This window comes from Bdellovibrio bacteriovorus (assembly GCF_001592735.1).
GTDB lineage: Bacteria > Bdellovibrionota > Bdellovibrionia > Bdellovibrionales > Bdellovibrionaceae > Bdellovibrio > Bdellovibrio bacteriovorus_D.
Genome location: NZ_LUKE01000001.1, coordinates 1,504,102 through 1,526,595, shown reverse-complemented (window position 1 = coordinate 1,526,595; position 22,494 = coordinate 1,504,102). Strand labels below are relative to the sequence as shown.

At 44.3% G+C, this 22,494-nt stretch carries 21 protein-coding genes; 9 read left to right on the top strand and 12 right to left on the bottom strand.

Going from position 1 to position 22,494, the window contains the following annotated elements:
• The first annotated feature begins 80 nt into the window (after window positions 1–80).
• Genes AZI86_RS07425 through AZI86_RS07415 form a run of 3 tightly spaced genes read left to right on the top strand, consistent with a single transcriptional unit; the run spans window position 81 to window position 2,485 of the window.
• Window positions 81–665, top strand: a complete 585-nt coding sequence (locus AZI86_RS07425; RefSeq protein ID WP_253715814.1) for a phosphatase PAP2 family protein — start codon at window positions 81–83, stop codon at window positions 663–665.
• Window positions 662–1,648 (top strand): NAD-dependent epimerase/dehydratase family protein, encoded by a 987-nt coding sequence (locus tag AZI86_RS07420; RefSeq protein WP_061834435.1) that lies wholly within the window; start codon window positions 662–664, stop codon window positions 1,646–1,648. Before AZI86_RS07425 ends, AZI86_RS07420 begins: the two co-directional genes overlap by 4 nt.
• A 6-nt stretch (window positions 1,649–1,654) precedes the next feature.
• Window positions 1,655–2,485, top strand: a complete 831-nt coding sequence (locus AZI86_RS07415) for a biosynthetic peptidoglycan transglycosylase (RefSeq protein ID WP_253715813.1) — start codon at window positions 1,655–1,657, stop codon at window positions 2,483–2,485.
• Here the strand turns inward: AZI86_RS07415 and AZI86_RS07410 are convergent, their stop codons facing one another.
• The 4 genes from AZI86_RS07410 to dusB all read right to left on the bottom strand — a co-directional run bounded on the left by AZI86_RS07410 (window position 2,486) and on the right by dusB (window position 7,141).
• On the bottom strand, window positions 2,486–3,274 hold the full coding sequence (locus AZI86_RS07410) for an ABC transporter permease (protein WP_061834433.1): 789 nt from the start codon (window positions 3,272–3,274) through the stop codon (window positions 2,486–2,488). It abuts the gene before it with no gap.
• 1 nt (window position 3,275) lies between these two features.
• Window positions 3,276–4,202, bottom strand: coding sequence for an ABC transporter ATP-binding protein (locus tag AZI86_RS07405; protein WP_061834432.1), 927 nt, complete (start codon window positions 4,200–4,202; stop codon window positions 3,276–3,278).
• Window positions 4,203–4,235: 33 nt separating this feature from the next.
• A complete protein-coding gene (gene typA, locus AZI86_RS07400; RefSeq protein WP_061834431.1) occupies window positions 4,236–6,047 on the bottom strand; it encodes a translational GTPase TypA in 1,812 nt (603 codons plus the stop codon).
• 80 nt (window positions 6,048–6,127) lie between these two features.
• Window positions 6,128–7,141: a tRNA dihydrouridine synthase DusB gene (gene dusB, locus AZI86_RS07395; RefSeq protein WP_061834430.1), complete on the bottom strand. Its 1,014-nt coding sequence runs from the start codon at window positions 7,139–7,141 to the stop codon at window positions 6,128–6,130.
• A 342-nt stretch (window positions 7,142–7,483) separates the two neighbouring features.
• Here dusB and AZI86_RS07390 point away from each other — a divergent pair, with 342 nt between their 5' ends.
• A complete protein-coding gene (locus tag AZI86_RS07390) occupies window positions 7,484–8,239 on the top strand; it encodes a hypothetical protein (RefSeq protein ID WP_061834429.1) in 756 nt (251 codons plus the stop codon).
• Window positions 8,240–8,248: 9 nt separating this feature from the next.
• Here the strand turns inward: AZI86_RS07390 and AZI86_RS07385 are convergent, their stop codons facing one another.
• Together AZI86_RS07385 and lysC are read right to left on the bottom strand one after the other, a co-directional pair.
• A complete protein-coding gene (locus AZI86_RS07385; protein WP_061834428.1) occupies window positions 8,249–8,845 on the bottom strand; it encodes a nitroreductase family protein in 597 nt (198 codons plus the stop codon).
• Window positions 8,846–9,046: 201 nt separating this feature from the next.
• Window positions 9,047–10,408: a lysine-sensitive aspartokinase 3 gene (gene lysC, locus AZI86_RS07380; protein WP_061834427.1), complete on the bottom strand. Its 1,362-nt coding sequence runs from the start codon at window positions 10,406–10,408 to the stop codon at window positions 9,047–9,049.
• An 88-nt stretch (window positions 10,409–10,496) separates the two neighbouring features.
• Between lysC and AZI86_RS07375 the strand changes: the two genes are divergently transcribed.
• Complete coding sequence (locus AZI86_RS07375; protein WP_061834426.1) at window positions 10,497–10,985, top strand: hypothetical protein; 489 nt, start codon at window positions 10,497–10,499, stop codon at window positions 10,983–10,985.
• On the opposite strand, the gene AZI86_RS07370 is transcribed toward AZI86_RS07375, so the two are convergent.
• The 6 genes from AZI86_RS07370 to AZI86_RS07345 form a co-directional block, all read right to left on the bottom strand.
• Window positions 10,982–13,087, bottom strand: a complete 2,106-nt coding sequence (locus AZI86_RS07370; protein ID WP_061834425.1) for an ATP-binding response regulator — start codon at window positions 13,085–13,087, stop codon at window positions 10,982–10,984. The genes AZI86_RS07375 and AZI86_RS07370 overlap by 4 nt on opposite strands.
• 61 nt (window positions 13,088–13,148) lie before the next feature.
• A complete protein-coding gene (gene mltG / locus AZI86_RS07365; protein WP_061834424.1) occupies window positions 13,149–14,237 on the bottom strand; it encodes an endolytic transglycosylase MltG in 1,089 nt (362 codons plus the stop codon).
• A complete protein-coding gene (locus AZI86_RS07360) occupies window positions 14,237–15,754 on the bottom strand; it encodes a succinylglutamate-semialdehyde dehydrogenase (protein WP_061834423.1) in 1,518 nt (505 codons plus the stop codon). The genes mltG and AZI86_RS07360 overlap by 1 nt, the downstream gene beginning before the upstream one ends.
• A gap of 5 nt (window positions 15,755–15,759) precedes the next feature.
• Window positions 15,760–16,788, bottom strand: coding sequence for an arginine N-succinyltransferase (locus tag AZI86_RS07355; RefSeq protein WP_061834422.1), 1,029 nt, complete (start codon window positions 16,786–16,788; stop codon window positions 15,760–15,762).
• The gene (locus AZI86_RS07350; protein WP_061834421.1) at window positions 16,785–18,131 is read right to left on the bottom strand and encodes a M20 family metallopeptidase; all 1,347 of its coding nucleotides are present in this window, start codon (window positions 18,129–18,131) and stop codon (window positions 16,785–16,787) included. Before AZI86_RS07350 ends, AZI86_RS07355 begins: the two co-directional genes overlap by 4 nt.
• Window positions 18,132–19,508 carry an aminotransferase class III-fold pyridoxal phosphate-dependent enzyme gene (locus AZI86_RS07345; protein WP_061834420.1) on the bottom strand — a complete coding sequence of 459 codons (1,377 nt, stop codon included), beginning with the start codon at window positions 19,506–19,508 and terminating at the stop codon, window positions 18,132–18,134.
• A 142-nt stretch (window positions 19,509–19,650) separates the two neighbouring features.
• On the opposite strand from AZI86_RS07345, the gene AZI86_RS07340 reads away from it, so the two are divergent.
• From AZI86_RS07340 to hpt, 4 genes are all read left to right on the top strand, one after another.
• Entirely contained in the window at window positions 19,651–20,400 is a 750-nt protein-coding gene (locus tag AZI86_RS07340; protein WP_253715812.1) for a tetratricopeptide repeat protein, read from the top strand.
• A gap of 61 nt (window positions 20,401–20,461) precedes the next feature.
• On the top strand, window positions 20,462–21,172 hold the full coding sequence (locus AZI86_RS07335; RefSeq protein ID WP_253715811.1) for an outer membrane protein assembly factor BamD: 711 nt from the start codon (window positions 20,462–20,464) through the stop codon (window positions 21,170–21,172).
• The gene (locus AZI86_RS07330) at window positions 21,172–21,894 is read left to right on the top strand and encodes a tetratricopeptide repeat protein (protein ID WP_061834417.1); all 723 of its coding nucleotides are present in this window, start codon (window positions 21,172–21,174) and stop codon (window positions 21,892–21,894) included. The genes AZI86_RS07335 and AZI86_RS07330 overlap by 1 nt, the downstream gene beginning before the upstream one ends.
• Before the next feature lie 11 nt (window positions 21,895–21,905).
• Complete coding sequence (gene hpt / locus AZI86_RS07325) at window positions 21,906–22,424, top strand: hypoxanthine phosphoribosyltransferase (protein ID WP_061834416.1); 519 nt, start codon at window positions 21,906–21,908, stop codon at window positions 22,422–22,424.
• Window positions 22,425–22,494: the final 70 nt, after the last annotated feature.

Here is a 22,494-nt window from a genome sequence, read left to right as displayed (position 1 = left end):
GCCACACGGGATCAGAGATATCACTTAGACCCCTCGAAGACCTAGACTTTCTGCGGGCGTAAAACTAGGGTACATTACCTATGATGTTGGACTATATTTTAGATCTTGATTGGAAGCTCTTTCATCTTATTAACTCTGTGTGGACCGCACCCTGGGCGGATCAGTTTTTTCCGTTCGTCACAGACCTTCATAAGACAAAACCTTTTAAAATTATAGTGATTCCTTTAGTGCTTGGTCTTTTCATGTGGAGAAGAGGCACCAAACGCGGCTTGATCATTTTCTTTTTTGCCGTGTTCAGTCTTTTAGCCGCCGATGGTATTGGTAATCACGGATTTAAAAAAACAATTCAGCGACCTCGACCTGGTGAAACGGCCGGCTTAGCCGTTATCCCGCGTGCGCCTTATGGCGGTTACAGTTTTGTTTCCAACCACGCCGCTAATATGTTTGGCTTTGCAAGCTTTACCGCAGCGATGTTTCCTCCAGCGGCCGTTCCGATGTACGGCATGGCTGTTTTGATTGGTTATAGCCGTGTGTATAACGGTGTGCATTTTCCAACGGACGTTCTAGGGGGCGCTATTGTCGGAATATTCTGTGGTCTTTTGATGGCCACGATATGTCGGATGATTTTAAAGCGCATGGAATTTGTAAAGGTAGAAGGATCATGAAAAAAGTTTTAGTCACAGGAGCAAATGGATTTTTAGGCAGTTGGGTGACTCGGGCGCTAGTGCAAGAAGGTCACGACGTCTATGCCTTGGTTCGTCCCAAAAGTGATCTTTCTGAACTTGAAGGTGTGAACTGTAAATATGTGCACGGTGATGTCACCGATGTTCATTCCTTGCTTGAAACCTTTAAGGGCATGGATTCGGTTTTTCACTTGGCTGGTGTTATTGCTTATAAAAGATCGCAACGTCCGTTAATGGATAAAGTAAATGTGCAAGGAACCGCCAACGTAGTTTCGGTATGTCGTGAACATAAAATTCGTCGCTTGGTTTATCTTTCATCTGTAGTCGCCATCGGTGGTGGGTTTAGCACCGATGAAGTTTTAAATGAAGACTCCACCTACAATTTACACGATTTAAACTTAGGCTATTTTGAAACCAAACACGAGGCTGAAAAAATCGTTAAGAAAGCTTGTGATAAGCATGAAATCGATGCGGTTATTTTAAATCCTTCAACAATCTATGGTGCCGGCGATGCCAAAAAAGGCAGTCGCAAAATGCAGCTTAAAGTAGCGCAAGGAAAATTGAAATTTTATACTTCCGGTGGCGTCAATGTTGTCGCCGTTGAAGACGTCGTCGACGGCATTTTAAAGGCTTGGAAGAACGGCAAAAGTGGCGAACGCTATATTTTGTGCGGCGAAAATATCTTGATCAAAGATCTTTTTGCCATGATCGCGGCAGAAGCCGGAGTGAAGCCTCCATCGTTCCAACTTCCCGACGGACTTTTACATGTTTTGGGAGCTGCTGGCGATATGATGGAAAAAGCGGGCTTAAAAGGCCCGGTCAGCAAAGAAAATGCTTACACCGCAACGATGTATCACTGGTTTGACTCCGCGAAAGCTCAACGAGAGCTAGGATTTAAACCTCGCCCCGCGCGCGAAGCGATTCATAACAGTGTTCAGTGGATGAAAGATCACAAACTAGTTTAAGGACTGATGAAACACGCCATTTTCTTTATCTTAGGTTTTATTACTTTAATCACTGTGGCGTTAGTCACTTTGTTAAACTGGCTGCCCAGTTCGGCAGAAATCCGTGGCTGCATGATTACGCGCATGTACCAAGTGGAATTGTGTCCAACTTCCAAAAACTATGTGCCGTTAAAAAAGATCTCTCCTTATCTGCAAAAAGTGGTGGTTCTCACTGAGGATTCAAGCTTTTACGACCACAAAGGTTTTGATTGGGCCTCGCTTGAAAAAAATGCGCGCGCCGGCTGGGAAACTGGGGTCTTTAAACGTGGGGGCTCCACGATCACTCAGCAACTTGCTAAGAACATGTACTTAAATAAAGACCGTACGTTTATTCGTAAGGCCCTGGAAGCCATCATTACCGATCGCATTGAGCACACATTATCTAAGAAAGAAATTTTAGAGCGCTACTTAAACGTGGTGGAATTCGGAAAAAATATTTACGGCATCAAAGCGGCCGCTCAATATTACTTTAAGAAAACACCGGCCGAATTAAACGTCGTGGAAAGTGCATTTTTTGCCATGGTACTGCCTAATCCGGTGAAGTATTCCCAATCATATTATCGTAAAGAACTGACCGGCTTTGCCAAGAAACGTTTAAGTGAAATCATCGACAATATGTATCGCTATAACCGAATCAACGAAGCTGAATACAACGAAGCGGTGTATCAGTTGTCTTACTTCTTCCAGGCAGAGCCTTTGCCGGCGGAAATGAATGTGCCTGCGGATGAAGTTCCTACGCTAGAGGAACTGGAAGCCGGTGAACCGATGGATGCTGAAGAAGTCGAAGTTCAAGAATAGTTATCGCAGAAGTTTTCTTCTGATTCTATAAAACGCCACGTTCATACAGATCCATGCTGCGATCAAAAGAATCAGTAAATGCCCAGCCACATTCAGCGAGACACCTGAATGGATCGTTTCACGAATCGCCGACACTGCGTGAGTTAATGGAAATAAATAAGCCACGTAACGAAGACCGGAAGGCAGCTGCTCTAAAGGGAAGTAAGTTCCGCTGAGTAAACTCATTGGCACAATTAAGCCCGACGTTGAATAAATGAACGAGTCATAGTTTCTGGCAATCGAAGTAAAGATCATTCCGATACAAGAGAACAGCGCGCATAATAAGAACAGCATCGGCAAGGCTAAGATAATGCGGTAAGTATCAATCAAACCAAAAATGCCCGCCACCAAAGTAACACCGCAAACACCAAAGAAGCCTTTGCTGGCCGCCCACAATAACTCACCCGCCACGATTTCTTCAGGTCCAATTCGAGTCAACATGATGGTGGCGTATGTTTTTTGATGGGTTAGTTTAGTGTAATTTCCGTAAGTGCCTTCAAAGAAAGAAACCATCATCGCGGTCGTACACAATAACGCAGGATAAAAGAATTCAATATAAGACATGCCGCCCATGTTATTTACAAAAGCACCTAATCCAAAGCCGATTGCGCCTAAATAAATCACGGGTTCAAGGACGATCCAGAAAACTGAAACCATCCAGGTTTTTTTGAAATACAAGAAATTACGCGACCATACTTTAAGTGCGTCTTCGGAAAACTTTGGAATGGAAAAGCAGTCTTTGATTTTCATGCTATTCATCCCTCAAGTGGTGACCGGCTAGTTTTAAGAACACGTCATTCAATGTCGGCTTACGAATAAAGATTTTATCGCTGGCAATTAAATCCATCACGCGGCGACCATCTTGATTTTCTTTTACCAATACAGACACGGTTTCTTGAATCACTTGATAAGCAAAGCCTTCCGCACGCAAACGGCCTAGGTAATAATTAAGATCGACGGGATTGGTATCAAATTCGACAACCTCTTTACCAATAAGATCGCGGATTAAATCGCGGGGCTTACCGACAGTCAGGATTTTCCCATCGTCGATAATGGCTACGCGATCACACATTTGCTCGGCTTCTTCCATATAATGGGTCGTCAAAACAAGCGTGCTTTTTTCAGATTTTAAATGCTTAAAGAAATCCCAGATCCAAACCCGCGCTTGCGGATCAAGACCCGTGGTCGGCTCATCAAGGAATAACAATTCTGGTGAATTAATAAGTCCACGCGCAATCGCCAAACGACGTTTCATACCGCCGCTTAAAGTTTCTACTGAACGATCCTGATATTCTTCTAACTTCATTAAACGAAGCAAGGCCTGACAGCGAAGTTCGGCGTCTGATTTCGGAATATTATGAAAACTAGCGTAAACTAAAAGATTTTCTAAGACAGTGAAGTCCGGATCTAAGCCGTCTTCTTGAGGAACCACCCCAATGCGAGATTTGATTTCGCGGTAGTTTTTCTTAACGTTGAGCCCTAGCACATAGAGCTCTCCGCTAGTAACCAGGGCGGAACAGTACATCATCTTCATGGTTGTACTTTTACCCGCCCCGTTGGGACCCAAGAGGCCGAAACATTCACCTTTGTAAATTTCTAGATTAATCCCATTCACCGCGACGCGATCATCGTACTTCTTGGTCAAATCCTTAATTTCAATAGCAACGTTCGTACTCATCGAATCCCTTCCTTGGACTCTTCGAGCTAAAGACTACTCTTTAGAAGCCTTAGCACGTTTGTGAGGATCTAGTTCACGCAAACGAAGACGGATGTTCTTCGGCGTTACCTCGATCAACTCTGAATCCTTAATCCATTCCATGGCTCTTTCCAAAGTGAACTTTTTCACTGGAACTAGACGGATAGCTTCATCAGAACCCGAAGCACGTACGTTTGACAACTTTTTCTCGCGCGTGATGTTAACTTCTAGATCATTTTCCTTCGCATGTTCGCCGACAATCATACCTTCGTAAACATCATCACCGTGCTCAACCATCATAACACCGCGTTCTTGAAGATTCCAGATCGCGTATGCCGTCGCTTGGCCTTTACGGTCAGAGATCATCGCACCATTCAAACGATGTTCAATCTCTCCACGGTAATCATCCCAGCCATCAAATTGAGTATTAAGTAAACCCGTACCGCGAGTGTCTGTTAAGAAGTCAGAACGGTAACCGATCAAACCACGTGAAGGAATACGGAATTCCAAACGAGTACGACCTGAACCTTTTTGAACCATGTTCGTCATGACACCTTTACGTTTACCAAGTTTCTCAGTAACCGCACCGACGAAGCTGTCTTCGATATCGATAACCGCAAGCTCCATTGGTTCCATTTTTTTGCCGCCTTCGTCTTTAAAGACAACAGTCGGTTTAGAAACTAGAAGTTCGAAGTTTTCACGGCGCATTTGTTCGATCAATACACCTAGTTGCAACTCACCACGACCGATAACTTTGAAGGCATCGGTGTTTTCAGTTTTTTCTACACGGATCGCAACGTTGTATAACAACTCGCGCTCTAGACGCTCAAGGATCTTACGTGAAGTTACGTTCTTACCATCAAGACCTGCGAACGGTCCGTTATTGACCGAGAAAACCATCCCGACCGTCGGTTCTTCAACCGCGATACGTGGAAGTGGACGAGGATCAATCGCCGAAGTGATCGTGTCACCGATAGTGAAATCTTCCATACCCGCGATGACCACGATGTCACCCGCACCAGCTTCTTGAACTGGAACTTGCGAGTTCACTTTGTATTGCATCAACGCAGATACTTTTACTTTCTTTTGTCCGTTAGCTTGAACGCACATAACATCGTCGCCAACTTTGATGGAGCCGGCTTTGATACGACCGATTGCCAAACGACCTACGTAATCATTGTACGAAATGTTAGAAACCATCACTTGAAGTGGTGCGTTTTCTTCGATTTGCGGAGGCGGAATCAAATTAACGATAGCATCGTAAAGTGGTTGCAATGTTCCAGTGTTAACCGCCGGATCCAAAGTCGCCATACCTTCACGCGCAATCGCATAGATCGTGTGGAAATCACATTGCTCTTCCGTAGCATCAAGATCGATGAAAAGATCGAAAAGTTCGTTATGAACTTCTTGAATACGAGCATCGGCACGGTCAATCTTGTTGATACAAACGATAACTTTTTTGCCGCCCTCAAGAGCTTTTTTAAGAACGAAACGAGTTTGTGGGAGTGGACCTTCAGAAGCGTCGCAAAGAAGGATACAACCATCAACCATGTTCAAGATACGTTCGACTTCACCACCAAAGTCACTATGTCCCGGTGTATCTACGATGTTTACTTTGATATCTTTGTATTGGAAGGAAGCATTTTTCGCCGCAATGGTGATACCACGTTCTTTTTCAAGATCCATAGAGTCCATCAGACGCTCTTCAACGTGTTCATTGTCACGGAAAGTTCCGGCTTGTTTGATTAAGTGATCGACGAGAGTTGTTTTACCGTGGTCGACGTGCGCGATGATCGCGATATTTCTAATTTTCTTTGGATCTTGCATTCTTTGCCCTTTGTTATTTCTCTTAAAAACTTTTTTAAAACTTTATATTAATTTGTTCACTACAGGATCTGGTTAAGATCCTATCCGTGACCGCCCATTAAGAACTCATCCGAGCTCTGATCTTCCTGTTCAACATTGCCGATACTTGCAAAAAATTCGTTTGCAAGAGCCATGACTTCGTCATTGCTTTTGGACTGAAATAGATTCTTACGGAATTGAGCTGCACCAGGATACCCTGTTGAGAACCAAGCTGCAAACTTTCTGAGCTGGATCCCCGTGATGTGCTCCTCACAATGCGCCACGATTTCGTTGCGAAGGTCGTTAAATAGGCTGACATAATCCCGACGAACGTCCTTAAGGGGTTCCCCACGCCACAATGAAAGCGCATCCATGAAAATAAATGGATTTTTTAAGCACCCACGACCGATCATCACGCCATCGCAACCACTTTGAGCAAGTCTCAAGTTTGCTTGACGAGGCGTTAGGATGTCTCCGTTACCCAAAATTGGAATTTTGGTTTTGGCTTTGACGTCCGTGATGAAATCCCAGTCCGCCAACCCCGTATAACCTTGAGCACGCGTGCGACCATGAATGGCCACCCATGACACCCCGGCATCGTAAGCGATATTACAAACTTCAACCGCATTGCGAGAGTTCGCATCCCATCCCGTGCGGATTTTAATTGTCAGAGGAATTTTAATTGCAGCCTTAACGGTAGAAACCATCTTTTGCAAAGCTATCGGATCTTTTAAGATCGCGGAGCCCGCGCCCTTTTTTACAACTTTTGGAACAGGACAACCAAAGTTCAAATCAACAAAGTCACAGCCATCAGCTTCGGCAACTTGCGCTGCCCGGGCTACGATTTCTGGCTCTTCACCAAAAAGTTGGATTCCCACGGGTCGTTGAGATTCATCAAAGCTCATCAACTTCATCGTGCGTTCAGATTTGTACTCGATACCACTAGCGCTCACGAGTTCCGTGACGACGACACTAGTATCAAGTCGCTTCATGAATGTACGAAAAGCATGATCAGTAATCCCCGCCATTGGCGCGAGGACAAACGGATTTGTCTTTAAGGCTTCGATTGGATTCATAGGTCCGACGGATATACCAAATCAGTCTGCCAATAGATAGGGAATAATTAAAAGAAATCGATGACTTATAGGATTTTAAGGACGATCCGCTGAGATCAAAAAAGGCTTCAACTTTGCCGGTTTGTAACTATCTGAAATCACTCGGGATGATTGTGACTGCTTAACAAATCACTCCGTCTAGGCGGTCTTATTTTTTCTACAAAATTCCGAGTTTGTGGAAGGTCCGGACGTGTTTATCTCGTAAAAACGAACTGAGCCTTGCCTTAGTTGGTCCCGAACTTGCGAATCAGTGCCTTTATCAACCAGCGTCCGAAAACCCGGGCGTTTAAATAAGGAGAATATATGAAATATAGAGTAATAGTAGGCGCTTTTCTCTTAACACTCTCTGCGTGCAATAGCGGGCCGGGAACCAATTTAACCTCGGATCCCAAACCTCAGCCCCCGCAATCCACTGTAGAACCGAAACTCGAGCCTAAACCGGAAGAAATTTCCTCGGGTGTTTATCCACTTACCGAGGGATATAATTTAGTGATTCGAAACTCTTCAAATAAAAAAACCGAAGGAATTGTGACGCCAAAAATTCTGGAGGTGAAAGTCCGAGTTTCTTATCCGCAAATGAAACAGATTGATGACGTTAATCCTGCAAAAGCTAAGAACGACGTGACGTCTTGTGCTTCATTTAAACGTTTTGTGGCGACGGAAATTAACCAAGGGACTAGCCCGATCGAAATTTTTGGATTGTATTACACTCGTTTAGAAAAGCCCAAACTCTCCGGAGAATTTTTATCGCTATTCGAGGCAAAAAAGATTTTTGCAGCGAATAACACAAATCCTAAACTGAAAGATCTGCCTGTCCGAGCTCTGAAAGCCGATGACATCAAGGGATCATTCTTGCCAATAATTTCTAAGCAATCTCTTTCATATAAGCTTGAAGACCGAACTAATCGTTTAGAGAATCTCGAAAATCTTCACGGCAGCACTATAGGATACTGTGACCTGCTTTTAGGCCAGACATACTATGAAATTCCTTTAGATGAACACGGCATCAGCAAGGAAGTTATTCGCCTAGTTTTCTCAGAACAAACTCGTTACTACTAACTTCAAATTTCAAAGCCAGGTGACTCGGCCCTCAAGCTGCCGAGCCGCCTTGGGCGGTTCATGATCAGGATAACCACACACCATCGCGCACAGAAGTTCTAACTCTCCTCGCTGGTATTCCGCTAACTTATCCACACCCAAAAACTTATCTACTTCCTCTTTTATCTCTAGTGGGGCACCCATCGTGCACGAACCAAGTCCTTCGACGATGCAGGCTAGATTCATGTTTTCCACAGCCATATACACAGAACCGATACTCGTGTGATAGCGCTCTTCTGAATCGTTGTGTGAATATGCGAAAATAATGACCGGGGCATCACCCAGAGTATAAAAAAATCTTTCGGTGAATTGATATAAAGAAGGTTTAAGTCGTTGCTGCAAAATATCTTTGATGCCAACCCAAGATTTTTGAGAATATTTTAGATATTCATCGCGCTTTTGTCCGGTCACCACAAAGAAGCGCCAGTTTTGGCGGTTTTTTCCTGATGGCGCGTGCATTCCGGCCGTCAAAACCCTTTCGATGACTTCTTTAGGGACTGCATCGGGTTTGTATTTACGGATGGATTTTCGTGATTCGATCAGTTTGTAAAACTCTGATTTTTCCATACAGATAGTTTAGGGAAACAAATCTGCTTGAACAATAATATAAATAGAACATCCAAAATCTTACGGAGCAGTTGCGAGTAGCACTGGCTCATGCATCAACACTCTGCGCTGCCGCGTCCTGAAGTCAGCTAAATGCGTTATTTTTTGTGTACCAATTCTCCACTAAAAGAAGCTGGTACCTACTCAAAAAGAAGCTGGTACCTACTCAATAAAACTTTTATGCAGTTTTTGAATCGCGGCCGTGGCTTGATCTTCGGCGACTAGAAAGCAGAAATTGTGCTTACTTGCACCTAGGCAAATCATACGCACGTTGATATCTGAAATCGAATCAAAGATCTTTTTTGCTAAACCGGCGGTGTGATTGATATTGTTTCCGATCAAAGAAATCAACGTCAGTTTTTCTTCCACTTGCACGTCGGCAAATTGCGAAAGATCGGCGATCAATTTTTTATTTAACAATGTTGAATCATCTAACGTCACGCTGACCGAAATTTCCGAGGTGGTGATCGCATCGATACTGACTTTGTGATCGTTAAAGACTTTAAAAAGTTGAAACAAGAAACCATGCGCGTGCAACATCTCTGGCGTCGATAAAGTTACCAGAACTTGATTTTTTCGTAAGGCCATGGCGCGGATCAGTGGATGCTGGTCGACATCTTTACGCACCCATGTGCCCTTAGCTTCAGAATCAAAGCTGGAACCCACGAACACCGGAATATTTTTGCGGATCGCCGGTAACAAGGTTGCGGGATGCAGAACCTTGGCGCCGAAAGTTGCAAGCTCTGAAGCTTCTTTAAAGGAAATCTCGCTGATAGGTTTTGCTTGTGGGCAGATGCGCGGGTCGGTTGTCGCAATCCCTGCCACGTCCGTCCAAATTTCTAAAACGTCAGCCGCAACGCCCTCTGCTAAAATCGCCGCAGAATAATCTGAACCTCCACGACCAAGTGTGGTGGTGAAACCATCTTCCGTCATGCCGATATAACCTTGAGTGACAAAAACTTTCTTCTGATCGCGCACAGATCCCAAATACTTTTGGCAAAGGGCTGCGACCTCTGCGGTATTAGGTTTTGCTTTACCGAAGTCGTCGTTCGTCCTTAAAACTTGGCGCACATCAAAAAGCTCAGCTGATTTTGTGGATCCGTGTTTTTTTAGGACTTGTGACATTGCTTCGGTAAAAAGAACGGAAGACATTCTTTCACCCAAGCTCATCAACGTGTCCATGGCTTTCACGGAACAGTCGCGCAAATAATGAATTCCTTTTGCGAGTGAATTCATTTCTTCGAAAAGTGTTTCGATTTTTTTAGATGATTCCGCCGAAAGCTTTAAATCTTGGGCGATCTTCACGTGTTTTTCACGGATCTTAGATAAAATCTTTTCTGTTTCTTCCCAAGTTTTTGATTCTGCGGTCTTGCCTAACAAGATCAACTCGTTCGTCGTACCTGAAGTCGCCGATACAGCAATCAAACCAGAACCTTGGCGTTGGCTGACTTCCGCACTGCGAAGCATGCATTCTGCATCTCCCATGGAAGTTCCACCGAATTTAGAAACGATCAATTTTGTCACGAATTTCTCCTGTGCAGGACGGGCCAGGAAGCCATCTTATTATTTTTCCGCTTTTGAATTCAACGACTTTTGTGGCAGACTTATATGCATGTCCAATGATTCTGCTTTTAAAAAAACCGAAATCATCCTCATGGCGGTCCTTGCAGTAGTAGCAATGACTCTAGTTACGATTGCTGTGGTGCCCAACCTGCGTCTTAAGGTGAAAGAGGCGTTCTCAAGCTCTTCCCGAGAAGTTTTAGCAAAGGTTTCAGGAAAAATTGGACCGAACGGGCCCCACCTGACGGTTTTAAAAATCAAAAGCGGCGGTCATTTAGGTCTTGAAGTTTACTCTGAAGATGAAAATGGGAGCTTAACTTTAATGACAAAGCTTCCTTTGTTTGAAGCGCGCGATGGACATTTTTTATTGCAAGGAAATGCCACGAATCTCGCACTGACAGATGTGGATAAAGACGGAAACCTTGAAATCGTCGCCCCTACTTATGATGAGCAAATGGTGCCACGACTAAATATATTCCGTTTTAATCCTGAATCGAAGGCCTTTGATCGCGCCTCAGCCCCTGAAGGCTTTGAACCTTAGGCAAACTCTGCCTTGTCTTTTAGAATCTCTTTAAGCATGCCCATATCTACGGGCTTACTTAAATATCCATCAAAACCCATTTCGACGGATTTCTTTTGACCATCCACACTGGCTTGGGCCGTTAAGGCCACGATGGGTTTACGATAGCCACTTTCTCTTAACTTCGCGGTGGCCTCATACCCGTCCATCACCGGCATTTTTATATCCATTAAAATGATATCAAACGGATCTTTCATTGCGGTTTCTACAGCCTCTTTACCGTTTTCAGAAGTTTCAACTGAAGCACCTTGTTTATTAAGGTATCGACGCATCAAAAGACGTAAATCCACAGAGTCATCCACAACTAAAACACGGCGGCCCTTTAAAAATGCACCCTCGTTGATAATTTTTAACTTACTCGAGCTCTTAGATTTTTTTGTCGGTACCATACCAATATTAAGGCGATTTGCTGGGCCTAAATGGAAAATCAATTCAAAGGTGCTCCCTTCGTGCAATTCCGAGTGCAGAAGCTTGAGTTCTCCGTTCATCATCTTCATCAAACTTGACGAAAGGGGCAGCCCTAAACCTGAGCCTTGAGTGCGCTGCACCTCTTCGGCATCACCTCGGGCAAAGGGTTCAAATAGGTGCGCCTGAGTTTCGGGATCAATGCCAATACCTTTATCAGCGATTTGGATTTTAAATGTTGCCTGATTCGTCGCATCTATACCTAAGGACACCGAAACGCGAATCGGTCCTTCTTGTGAAAAATTCACGGCGTTATTAAGGACGTTCATCATAACTTGTCTGAATCGAGCAGGGTCTGCTTGGATTTCTAAAGGAACTTGCGTTTCATATTCGATTTCAATATTTAGATTTTTCTCTTTAAGTTTCTCACCTAAAGCCGAAACACATTCTTCGATCTCATAAGCGGGATTCATGGCCGTGCTTTGCAAATACAAACGGTTGCTTTCGACCTTAGACAAATCCAAAAGATCGTTAATTAAGGAGGTCATATAATGACCTTGGCGAGAAATACCTTGAACGTCCCGACGATGTTGAGCGCTTAATGTGGGACTTCTTAAAATTGCCTCCGCAAAACCGATAATGGCCGCCAGCGGAGTTCGCATTTCATGGCTGGCATTAGCCAGTAACACCGACTTTGCCCTGTTTTCAGCCTCGTGCAAATCTCGCTCTTGTCTTAAAAACTCTTCATTCTTTTTAGCCGTGACATCCCAACATATTCCCACAAATCTTGAATACACGCCGAATGCATCTTGATGAAATCGCCCCCGAATAGCGATATATCTATAACGCCCTTTTTCGTCTTTAATAACGTGTTCGTGGTCAATGTCGGTGCGAGTTTGCACGAAAGGTGCAATGATCGCGCGCAGTTGTCCTTGGCCCTGCGGGAATAGCTCGGTATTTCCTTCCCAATAAAAATCTTGGTCCACCAAATTCCAATCCCAGGTTAAGGACCCTGAAGATTCCATAGCCATCCTTAAACGCTCTTCATTTTCCTTAAGTCGTACATCTAACATCATGGAACGCATGATCGTTGAATATAGATTTCGACCAATCAGCACCATCATAAGACAATAAAATAAAATCAACCCCCCCATGATTTTATCTAAAGAGCTTTCCGTAGAAAAGTGGCCCAGGGCCCATAACATCATGGAAGGTACTATTACGCACATCATTGCAATCGGCGAAGAGACATAGGTGATCATCGCCCCCGCACACATGCTAGCGACAATAAGACCGGCCAATACCTGTTCCCGAGCCGGCGCTAACGCCGTCAAAAATCCCAGAAACCCCCAACCCAAGCCCGAAACTAAAAGGCAAGAATAGATGATCAAACGCCATTTTTTTAGATCTTGTTGGTTACGAAGAGTGGTCCGCGCGGAACGCCAGAAATAAAACGCAAAATAGCGAATAATCGTTGAAAAGTTGAGCGCCAAAAACCAGGTAATGAGGAAAATAAAGGGCGCCGAGGACCACGCATAAAAAACAAAAGCGCCCGTGTTCACGAAAATCGCAATCATCCCAGCGACATTCTGACGATACAGAAGATCTACTTTTTTGATTTCAAACTCTAGCTGGCTGGTTTTCGTGCCCAGATTCATAGAGATAAATTAGCTCTGTAGGCTCAATACTGCAAATTACCATTCTGGCAGAATTGCCGAACTACTTCTTCGGAACGGTCGGTACCTGCTTCCGGTTTTGCAGATCTCTCCAGGACTTGCCTTCGCGAGCTTTACGGTCCAACTGAAATCTTTGCACCGCCTTGTTATGTCCCGCATAGTCCTCAGAAAAAATGTGAGTTCCGTCATTTTGACTGACGAAGAAAAGGTAGCTGCTGGTCGCAGGCTTAACGGCCGCAAGCAAAGCCTCTTTCCCTGGATTGGCAATCGGTCCAGGCGGCAACCCATAGATCACATACGTATTATATCGAGTTGGCGTCGTTAAATCTGCCCGGGTGATGTTGATTTCAATTTTTCCGGACAAATCTGCTTTGCCATAAATCACGGTTGGATCTGTTTGCAGACGCATTCTTTTTGCCAGTCGATTGTGAAATACCGACGAAATTGTCGGCCGTTCTTCCGGCGCTCCGGTTTCTTTTTCGATAATACTTGCTAAGGTCACAACCTGATGGCGAGTCCAGCCTTGCACTTCAGCCTGAGAAATCACCTCATTATAAACGTACAAAAACCGACGAACCATGTTGGTGATCAAAGTTTTGGTATCCGTGTATTTTGTCAGCATATAGGTTTCAGGGAAAAGATAGCCCTCTAAGCTGATCTGACTTTCACCCAATAAAGACTTAATAAACTGTGGGTCGCGCACCCAGCGCATGAAATCCTCTGCCGTACCAAAACCTTCTTTTTGATAGAGCTCTGAAATTTCGTAAATGCTTAAGCCCTCACTGACTGTAAAGCTGCGAGCAATGCTTTTCCCTGAGGTGATCGTGTTAAGAACTTCACTTGGCACCATATTGGTGCGCAAAAGATATTCACCCACTTTAACTTTGGATCTATCGCCACGAATGCGCGCATACGCCGTAAAGAAAAGCGCGTTGCGAATCAGACCTTTTTGTTCCAGCTCTGCCGCAATGGAATTAAATCCTTTTCCAGGACTGACTTCATAAACCACATCCTGAGCCACGTCACTAGGACGAGAGCTTAAGAACTGATAGCTTAAGAAGGCAAACCCGCCCCCCAAAGCTGCGATTAATGCCACCACTGCCAATAATAGAACAACATAGGTCTTCTTCATTATTTAGTATCCAGATTCATTCCCGGCAAAACTTTTGTCGGATCAAAAGGTGTTGGATCTTCAAGGCTTGCTACCGGAACTGTGCAATACTGAATTGCAAAGTGTGCTGACGGACGATCATTACCCGACTTACCCATCCCACCAAAGGGTAAACGTGAACTTGCGCCATTGGTTGTACGGTTCCAATTTAAAAGACCCACGCGGGCTTTAAATAAGGCTTGTTCATAAAGTTCTTTATTCTTAGAAAACAGCGCCATGACTAAGCCATATCCTGAAGAGTTCACAATATGCATCGCCTCATCAAAATTGTCAGTCGTATGAATCGCCACGTTCGGGCCAAAGATTTCGCTTTTCTGATAAACACTGTTTGGATCAAATTTTTTCACCAAGTGAATAGATGGAGTCACGTAAAAACCTTTGTGTTTTAAATCTAAAGATTTACCACGCATCAGGCTTTCACAGTTTTCGCGATTGGCAATTTCTTGAAAGCGGATGTATTTTTCCACGGCCGCGGCATTAATCAAAGAACCCATAAAGGTATTTTCTGACCAGTGACCGATGCTTAGTTTTTTGGCCGCTTGATAAAATTTTTCCGTAAATTCATCGGCAATTTTTGGATGTAAGATCACGCGACTTGTTCCCGAACAACGCTGACCCGAACTCATATAAGCGCCAACCAAAGTTTCATAGATCGCTTTTTCTAAATCCGCATCATCCCAAACGACGGTGGCATTCTTACCGCCCATTTCTAGGGCTAAAATTTTCCAATACTGATTTAAAGTCTCTTGCTTGATTTTTAAACCGACTTCATAAGAGCCCGTGAACAGAATCCCATCCACGTTTTCGTTTGCTACTAAACGTCCACCGGCAGCGCCATCGCCTTGCACAAGGTTAAAAACACCTGGCGGAAGTTGCGCGCGCTCATAAAGCTCCGCCATAAACTGTCCCACGGCCGGCGTCTGTTCTGACGGCTTAAAGACCACGGTGTTTCCAGCGATCAATGCTGGAATAATATGACCATTTGGTAAATGCGCCGGGAAATTAAATGGCCCCACAACAGCCATCACCCCACGCGAGCGATGACGAATCACTCCGTCTACTTGAGGTAAGGCATTGGTGATACGTTCTTCGGCGACCAGCTTTAAAGACTGATTTAAAGTGATATCGATTTTAGAACCTAAAAGCTTAGCCTCGTTGATACCTTCCCAAAGCGGCTTACCCGTATCACGAGAAATCAATTGCGCCATTTGTTCAACATTGGCATCAAAAAGTTCTTTCACGCGCAAAAGATATTTTTTTCTTTCGTCTAGTGAAAGCATGGCCCACTGAGGATATGCTTTTTTCGCCGCCGCACAGGCCTCATCAATGTGGTCATGCTTAAATCCCACCTTCATGATCACGTCACTCAGGTCTGCAGGACTGACGTCTTTAAACTCTCCATCCCCTTTGGTAACAGGGACAAAGCGACCGTTAATAAAATCACCTTTATAACTGATATCAAATAGTGGTGAGCTCATCTTAGTTAGATTCCTTTATTGTAATTAAATGGAGAAATAAATACTTCATCGCCCGTTTCTACGCCCAAAAGCTGACGCACTTTCGGCGCAATGCTGACTTCGCCACCGCGAATATCCGCCGATCCCAACGACACCATGAATTCATCACCGGTGGTCGCAATCAAACCTTGTTCCTTGTAAGACGGATCTTTAAATTCTGCGACTTTTAATCTGCGACCGTGCTTAATCGGCAAAATATCTGCCGTGTTCGCCCCGTAATGAGGACCCCCATCAAAAGGATCCACTTCATCAAGGTAAGTAAAACCAATGCTTTCTAACAGGTGTTGCGCCGGCTTGGTGGCTTCACCCACTCGGCCCAATACTAAACGAGCTTTGGCATCAAGCAAGGCAAGGTAGATATCATTTTGAGGAAACAGACTTTCAATGAACTCTTTATGCGATTGGCTTAACAAATCCGCTTCTTGATAGGGAAGTCCGGTGAAACGACGACCCAAAGCTTCCCAAAATTCACTGCGACCCTCATCCGTCAGGGGCGGAGTTAGTTCACATAAAACACGACTTTCAAATTTTTCGGGGTAAAGACCCATGTACAAAAATCTAGAAAGACTGATCTGTTTTCCCAATTTTTCCGGACGACGGCGATACGCTTTATCGACTAAAAGTCCTCCGATTTCTGTTGGGCCATCAAAGTCCAACTGAAAGCGCAAAACTTGATGGATAAATCCAATGCCTAAGTCTTCTGAAAAATGATCACGCTTAAAAATTTTAAAAAAACTGTGCGGAACTTCTTCAGATCCATGCTTTGCAATCACCAGAGAGCTGCCAACAACCGCGCGTTCTTCCATGTCTTCAACGACAAAAAGATATTCGGCTTGGTTTTTTTCCATCTTGCCAGCAAAAGAATGTTCACTGCGATCAATTTTATCCCCGATGACTTTTTTATCCCCTGGCAGATTGAGCAAGTTAAACTGCTTTGCTAAATCCACTAGCTGACTTAAGTCATCATGTCGAACCGGACGAATGATGAAACTCATACGCAAAACCTTTCGATAATTCTTTTATAAAACTCTTTCGCTTTTTCTAAGTCCTCTAAAGAGACATGCTCTTGAGGTGTGTGTACGTTGCCCTCACGCTTACCGGGACCAAAACAGACACAATCAATACCAACACGCGAAAAGATGCTGGCTTCATTGGTTGAAGGCTGAGTGATTGGACGATCCGGTAATCCCATCGCGCGCAACTCGTCTAAGCAGCCTTTCACTAAGATGGATTGAACTTCCGTACGAAAAGGTTTTTTATAATCATTCACGCGGAATTCGGCGTCGTTTTCAATGCAGACCTGACGCAGACGTTCCATCCAAGATTCGTATATCTCTTGCGAGATATTAGGCGGAATACGACAAGTTCCGGAAATTTGGATTTCAGATTCATTAGTTCTTACTAACCCGATATTTAAAGTCGGTGAACTCGGAATAAATTCGGGATCAGAATATTTTAAAAATTCCTGTTCTAAAACTTTCGTAAGTTTGTAGATATTGGCGATACGCTTAGAAATTGGTTTTTCAATTCCGGTCACCATATCGATTTCTAAAAATGCATTACTTGGGACCGTATTGCCATTGATGCCGCCATCCATCTCCATCACGTTCACGGAATCTGGCAACATAAGCAAGGACTCAAACATTTTTGAAATCGCACTTTCACCCAAATGAGGCGTCGATGAATGCGCCGCCTTGCCACGGAAAAGTTTAGATTGCGTGGATGTACTTTCACGCAAGTTGTGTTCTTCCCGATAACCCTTTTCTTGTTCAGAAAATGGCACACGAATTTCTACACTTGCAAAACCTTTGGCGGCGTTAATCAAATGCAAATCACTAGGTTCACCGATTAAAGCCATGCGGGCAGAGATTTTATTCTTGCGGATCAGTTTTAAGGCCCCCTGCATGCCGCTTTCTTCCCCAAAAGTTCCGACCAGGACTGGAGGCAAGCGCCACGCGCGGTCTTTACCCACCGCCGCCATCGCTTCAAGCTTACACAAAAAATCAAGCTTCACATCGGCGGCACCCAAGCCATAAATCTTTCCATCAATGATGTGCGCGTCAAAGGGATTGGCATCAGTTTCAGTCCAAAGCGGGTAAGGCCCAGGATCTACCGTGTCTAAGTGGGTTTGCAAAAGAAATTCAACTTCAGGGCGCTCGCTCACTGGACGAACGATCACATTGACTTGAGAAACGTCGCCGACAATTTCTTCCTGCTCTTCAACATGGAAGCCTTTTTGGCGCGCAAAGGCCGCCACCCACTTCGACAACTCTTTAGTGCCGTTAGAGGGTGTGCTGTCAATGGCGATCAACTGTCGGCAAGCCTCAATGAAGTCCAATTAGACTCCTTCAAGCAAAGTCTTTTCGATCACTTTAAGAGCGATATCGATATCTTCATCTTGAATAATGGCCGGCACCAGGAAACGCGCACGCACGGGGTCTTTACCGCAAGGAAACGCGATAACGCCGTTGGCGTAAAGTTTATTTAAGAATGAATTTACCGATTCTTTTTTCCCATCATGCGGTGTGAAAGCAATCATCAAACCCATGCCACCAGCATCTTGGGCGATCCCTTTGCATGAAGTTTCATTCAAACGGTTGAGCCCGTCGATAAAGCGACGATGAATTTTATTAATACGTCCGTCCGCCCCTAAGTAACCTTCGCCCAACATGTCTAACATTTCCATGCCAGCCATCAATGAAGGTGTTGAGCCCGAAAAAGTTCCCGCGATCAAACCTGGCTTTGGATTGTATTCTTCCGTGTACAATGTCGCGCCTACTTGGGCTGTCTTCGCGATGGTACAAAGATCGATGTATTGACCCAAGCCCAATGTTTCAAAGGCAAAGTATTCACCCGTGCGCGTGAAAGTTTGCACCTCATCGGCCCATATAGCGATATTTTTAGATTTAGCAAATTCTAAAAGGGGCACGAAGAATTCCCGAGGGGCCGCCTGATAACCCCCTTCACCCAACATCGGTTCAAAGCCAAAAACAGAAATATTTCCTTCATGTTTTGCGACATGTTCTTTCAGGGCGTTGAGGGCTTTTTCGCCCGACTTGGGATCTCGCTTATCATAAAACGGAATACGTAATACTTCGTGATATTCCGGCAAACCTTGTTTGTAAGCTGGATTATCGGTAACCTCCGCCATCATGGTTGAACGACCTGCGAAAGCATCTTTAAATCCAATCACAAATCTTGCCGGAGAATTTTTTTGGCGCGAAAGCTTCAAGGCATTTTCATTGGCCATGGTTCCGCATGTGGCAATCCAAGCATATTTCAAACGACTTGATTTACTTGCAAGACCCACAAGTTTTTCCGTGAATAAACGGTATTCGTTATTCGGCTGCAAGTTCCCTTGAGTTAAAATATCTGCTAAAGATCCACGCACCGCTGCCGCCATCACACGTGGGTGAGAGTGACCCATCAAGTGAATGCCGATGCCGTTGATCAAATCTAGTTTCACGCTGCCATCTTCAAGCTCAACGTAAACGCCGCGACCTGACCCCGTACCCATGTATTGATAATGCAAAGGACGACCACGGAATTGGCCAGCAAGATCCATTTTCTTTTTTCCAGCCTCTTTGTGTTCATCTTGGGCGGGACGAATGCCCGTGATTTGCGAATTGATTTTTGTGACTTCACCAACCAAGTCTTCAATCATTTTTTTAACTTTGTCGGATTGCTGCACTTGGTGACCTGCAAGAATACTCATAAAACCCCATTATTTTAGTATGGAAATGCCCTATTAGATTACTCCTGGCCCCCGACTAAGACAAGACACGTGGTAGACACGGAAAGACTTTTATCTGTAGACTAGTAAAGCTATGTCGAAATCAAAATCTCTCTGTGTATTTGTGATTCTTATTCTTGCTTACTTTGGCGCATTTGCTCAAAGCTCGACGGAGTTTTTCATTCAGGGGACACAAGCTTATCTCTCAAAAGACTACAAAAAAGCTCAGGAACTATTTCAAAAGTCGCTAGACCAAGATCCTCACAACGCCACAGTTCTAACAAATTTAGCCCTCACGGAATTTCAACTTGGCCAAAGACCCCTGGCAATTGGCCTTTTACGCAAAGCTTTAAACTTGGATCCCGAAGTTTCCACCGCACAGGCGACCCTTCATTTTATTCTTTCTGAGCATCCCATTCGCGAAGTTCCACGCACTTTAAACACTTATGAAACACTCCGAGGACAACTGCTTCAGCCCATACCGTTGCCGGCGTATTTGGTTTTATCGGCTTTGGCGTTTTTATGCGCCGGGTGGACTTTGATTTCTTATGTTGGGCGTCGAAAAAAAGCGCTCGATGAGGAAAGGGCGTTACCGGCATTCCCTTTGGTGCCGACACTCCTTGCCGTAATGTGTGTGGTTTTTTCGGGCCTTGTTCTTCTGAAACTCTATGATTCCACGATCTTGCGCGGAACTATCGTGACGGACACCGTTTCTTTGCAAACCGCGCCGGGTGAAAATCAAGTCGCAATCATGGAATTGCCAGGTGGAGTCGAAGTCCAAATTCGCGCCGATCAGGGCGATTGGGTGCAGGTGACTTATCCTGGTTCAGCGACGGGCTGGATTAAAAAATCCTCAGTGTTGATGACGCGTTGACAGCTGGACCTAGACCAAAATATGATTTAACTCTATGCTAAAAACGCTCCGAGTCATAATCATGTGTGTTGTTGGTTTCCACCTCATCGGTTGCTCGACCAACGATAAAAATTCGAATACTCCTGAAGGAGCTTTTGCCATCGCTGAAGAGTATGACAAAAGCGAGCGCTATGAAGAGTCGATTCGACGTTATACCGAAGTAAAAAATAAATTCCCGTACAGCAACTATGCCACCAAAGCTGAGTTAGCCATTGCGGATGTTTACTACAAACAAGAATCTTACGCCGAAGCCCAAGTCGCTTATCAAATGTTTAAAGAGCTTCATCCAACAGCTCCGCAATCAGATTATGTTCAATATCGTATTGGCATGAGTTATTACAATCAGCTGCCCTCAACCATTGATCGCGATTTAACCTTAGCCAACGATGCTATCTTTCAACTCAGTGAATTGATTAAAAGATACCCAAACTCTGAACACATCGCTGATGCCAAAGAAAAGCGCAGTGCCGCGATTAAAATGATGGCGGAAAAAGAAGAATACATTGCTGATTTTTATTTTAAACGCGAGATCTATGAAAGTGCGCTGAAGCGCTATGAAGGTCTTTACAATAATTATCGCAGCCTTGGTTTTGATGCTAAGGCCCTTTCTCGCGCGGCTATTTCGGCTAAGAAAATCGGCGATGATTCTAAAGCCAAAAAATATTTAAATATTTTATCTAAAGACTATGCCGACAGCCGGGAACTTCGCGACGCCAAGAAGGAGATCGAATAATGAATGCTCTTCATGACGATATGCTTTCTGAAGCCCGTGGATATTTCATCAACGGCAATTACAAAATGGCCGAGCCGATTTTAAATCAGATGTTGCTGCAAAATACGCGCAATCCTGAAGTTTACCAAATGCTCGCGACGATCTTTTACGATAAAGGTCAATTTAACAAAGCGATTAAAACCTTTAAGCGCGCTTTAGAAATCGACCCTACTTACACCGATGCTAGTGTGGGCCTTTCAATTATTTTAAATGACCTTGGTAAGTATGATGAAGGCAAAAAGGTTTTCGTCGAGGCGCAATCGCAGCTTGAAAAGAAAACAGGGAAACAAGATCCCTTTGTCGATGAAAAGCTCGCCTCTAAACATGAAGAGCTTGCGGATCTTTATTACCAATACAAGCGTCACAACGAGGCTCTTGAGCAGCTTTTAAAAGCACAAAAGCTTTCTAGCCGTAAAGCCGAAATCACATTGAGAATTGCCGAAGTACATGTGCAATTAGGTCAAAGCGACCGAGCCATAAAAGATATCAAAGCGCTGATTCGTGAGTATCCACATCTGATTCCAGCTCGCCTAAAGCTTGGGGCAATATATTACAACTCAAACAATATTGCTGAAGCCACAGAACAGTGGGAGAATATCTTGATCCGTGACCCGCACCATCCAGAAGCACTTCGCAATCTGAAAATGGCGCAAGCCGCGGGCATCACTTCAATTGATTTGTAAAGGCAGAACGTATGACAAAACTTCGTGAACAAACGGTTCCTTTTTTAACTGCTGATGAAATTGCAGAACTAGTTTCTGAAATCGCTGAACAAATTCAAACCGATTACGAAGGAAAAGAAGTTGTCTTCATCTGTCCACTGCGGGGATCTATTCATTTCACCGCAGATTTGATGCGCAAGTTAGAATTGCCTCAGCAAGTGGATTTCGTTCACGTCCAAGCCGTTGAACGCGGTGGCGCGATTAAAATCGTTAAAGATATTTCGGTAAATATCGCAGGCAAACACGTGTTGATCGTGGAAGAAATTATCGATACCGGTCGCACGCTCAGCTTCTTGCGCAGTCGCTTGTTTGCTTCGGCGCCAGCGTCTTTGAAAATTGTGACTCTTTTAGACAAACCAGCTCGTCGTGAACTGCCTATCAAAGCAGATTATATCGGTCGCACTATCGATGATCGTTATGTTGTTGGGTACGGAATGGACTCTGAGGAAATCGGAAGAAATTATCCTGATATCTACACCATGAAAAACTAAGGGTTTCTTTAACCTAGACCATAGTCTGGGTTAAGAAACTGCTACGTTAACTAAGAAAAGTACAACAACG